The sequence below is a fragment of the Candidatus Cloacimonadota bacterium genome, assembly GCA_020532085.1.
Classification (GTDB): domain Bacteria; phylum Cloacimonadota; class Cloacimonadia; order Cloacimonadales; family Cloacimonadaceae; genus Syntrophosphaera.
Window position 1 is genome coordinate 1 of sequence record JAJBAV010000098.1, and the last position, 2517, is coordinate 2517.

2 protein-coding genes are annotated in these 2517 nt (G+C 54.0%); both read left to right on the top strand.

Annotated elements, in window-relative coordinates:
* Positions 1 to 217: 217 nt before the first annotated feature.
* The gene (istA, locus tag LHW45_11375) at positions 218 to 1759 is read left to right on the top strand and encodes an IS21 family transposase (protein MCB5286169.1); all 1542 of its coding nucleotides are present in this window, start codon (positions 218 to 220) and stop codon (positions 1757 to 1759) included.
* Positions 1752 to 2495 (top strand): IS21-like element helper ATPase IstB, encoded by a 744-nt coding sequence (istB, locus tag LHW45_11380; GenBank protein MCB5286170.1) that lies wholly within the window; start codon positions 1752 to 1754, stop codon positions 2493 to 2495. The genes istA and istB overlap by 8 nt, the downstream gene beginning before the upstream one ends.
* The last annotated feature ends 22 nt before the right edge of the window (positions 2496 to 2517 follow it).

The window sequence follows — 2517 nt, forward strand, 5'->3', positions numbered from 1 at the left end:
TGCGTATTCCGGGCCATTCCGCCACCCGATTCCGTTTGAAAGCGCCACCTGATTCCGTTTCATTCCGCCACCCAAATCCGGTGGAAGCCGCCACCTGATTCCGGGCCATTCCGCCACCCCCTGGTGGATCTCTAGAGAACGCTGGATAAATCCAATAAAAGCCGTTAGAGGCCTTCAAAAAAACTGGGAGGCTGAAGTGGCGGCGGAAAGGTTATCCATGCGCACCATCAAAGAAGTTTTACGACTGAAATGGGAGAAAAAGCTCTCCAACAAACAGATTGAACAGAGCTGCAAAATTGCCCGCAGCACGATCAGGGAGTACCTGGTACGTGCCGAGCGTGCCGGTTTAAATTGGCCAGAGGTGTCTGATCTCGATGACGGCCGTCTGGAAGCCCTGTTGTTTTCACCCTCCGTTCCTGCAGAGTGTTCCGAGAAGTGGAATCTTCCCGACATGGAATATCTCCGTAAGGAGCTGACCCGCAAAGGGGTGACCCTCCGGCTGCTGTGGCTGGAATACAGGCAGGTCAACCCGGATGGCTATCAATACAGCCAGTTCTGTTACCATTACCACCAGTGGTGCAACAAGCTGGATGTCTGCCTTCGCCAGACCCACCGGGCGGGAGAAAAACTCTTTCTTGATTACGCCGGCCAGACGATTCCGGTTACTGATCCGTTGACAGGAGAAACCATAGACGCCTATCTCTTTATTGCCACCCTCGGCGCCAGCAACTATACCTTTGCCTGGGCAAGTATTTCCCAGGATCTCCCCTCCTGGATCGACGCCAATGTCCGGGCGCTCAATTTCTTTGGGGGCGTACCGGAGATTCTCGTTCCCGACAACCTGAAAACCGGCGTAACCAAAGCCTGCTATTATGAACCGGACATCAACCCGACCTATTACAAAATGGCTTGCCACTACAATACGGTCATTATCCCCGCCCGGATCGTCAAGCCCAAGGACAAGGCCAAGGTGGAGTCGGCCGTTCTCATAGCGGAACGGTGGATCCTGGCGGCGCTTCGGAATCACACCTTCTTCAGCATCGGCGAGCTGAACAACGCCATCGCCGAAAAGCTGGAGGATCTCAACAACCGCACGTTCCAGAAGATGAACGGCACCCGGAGAAGTCTTTACGAAACTCTTGACCGTCCGGCCCTGAAGCCCCTTCCTGCCAGTCCCTATGTCTATGCCGAATGCAAGAAGGTTCGGGTGAACATTGACTACCATGTCGCGATTGACGGTCACTATTACAGCGTCCCCTATCAGCTTGTAAAAGAACAGGTGGAGGCGTGGCTGACGGCAACCACGGTGGAGATCTTGTTCAAAAACCGCCGCGTCGCCAGCCATGCGAGAAGCAGCGAAAAATGTCAACACACCACGCTGACGGAACATATGCCCAAGGCCCATCAGAAATATCTGGAATGGACCCCTTCCCGGATCATGGACTGGGCAGGCAAAAACGGTCCCAATACCCGGCAGATCGTTTCCTGCATCATGGAGAGCCGCAGGCATCCCCAGCAGGGGTTCCGCTCCTGCCTGGGCATCATGCGACTGGCAAAACGTTACTCTCCAGAACGGCTGGAAGCCGCCTGCGGCCGCGCCCTTCTTCTGAAAGCCTACAGCTACAAGAGCATCGAATCCATCCTGAAAACCAACCTCGATGCCCAGGAGCTGCCGGAATCATCACCGGAGAAGAAGATCATCCATGACAATATCCGGGGGCAGGAATATTACCGACAGGAGGAGTCCGCTCATGCTTAATCAACAGACCCTGAACAAACTTTATGAACTGAAGCTGACGGGAATGGCGGAGGCCTTTGCCGATCAGCTCAATCAGCCCGATATGGACAGGCTCTCCTTTGCGGAACGTTTCGGCCTCATTGTGGACCGCCAATGGACCTGGAAGGAGAACAACCGCATGGAGCGGTATCTGAAAAATGCCAGGTTGAAACTCAATGCCTGCGTGGAGGACATCGACTACAAGACCCCACGGGGAATCGATCAGTCCGTATTCATGAGCCTCATCTCCTGCGATTGGGTGAGGCGTCATCATAACATCATCATCACCGGCCCAACCGGATCGGGAAAAACCTTCCTTGCCTGCGCCTTGTCCAACAAGGCCTGCCGGGAAGGATACCGGGCCTTCTACATCCGCTCTCCCAAGTTCTCCTATCAGATGGCCCTGTCCCGGGGAGATGGAAGTTATGGAAAAACGATCCATAAGCTTGCCAAGGCTCATGTCCTGGTGATTGATGATCTCGGTCTCGCACCCATGACTGACTCTGAACGAAGAGACCTCCTGGAGGTCGTCGAGGAAAGACATGGCCATGCCTCCACTATTGTAACCAGTCAACTCCCCATGGATCTCTGGCATGAACAAATCGGCGATCCCACCATTGCTGATGCCATTCTCGACCGGCTGGTCCATAATGCCCATAAGATCAATCTGTCGATGAAAGGGGAATCGATGAGGAAAAAATATGCCGGCTTGACCTGAAGAATATTCTATGTAAAAGAGC

Excerpts from the sequence above, each read along its gene's own strand:
- istA (MCB5286169.1), top strand. The coding sequence starts at position 218 with ATGCGCACCATCAAAGAAGTTTTACGACTGAAATGGGAGAAAAAGCTC.
- istB (MCB5286170.1), top strand. The coding sequence starts at position 1,752 with ATGCTTAATCAACAGACCCTGAACAAACTTTATGAACTGAAGCTGACG.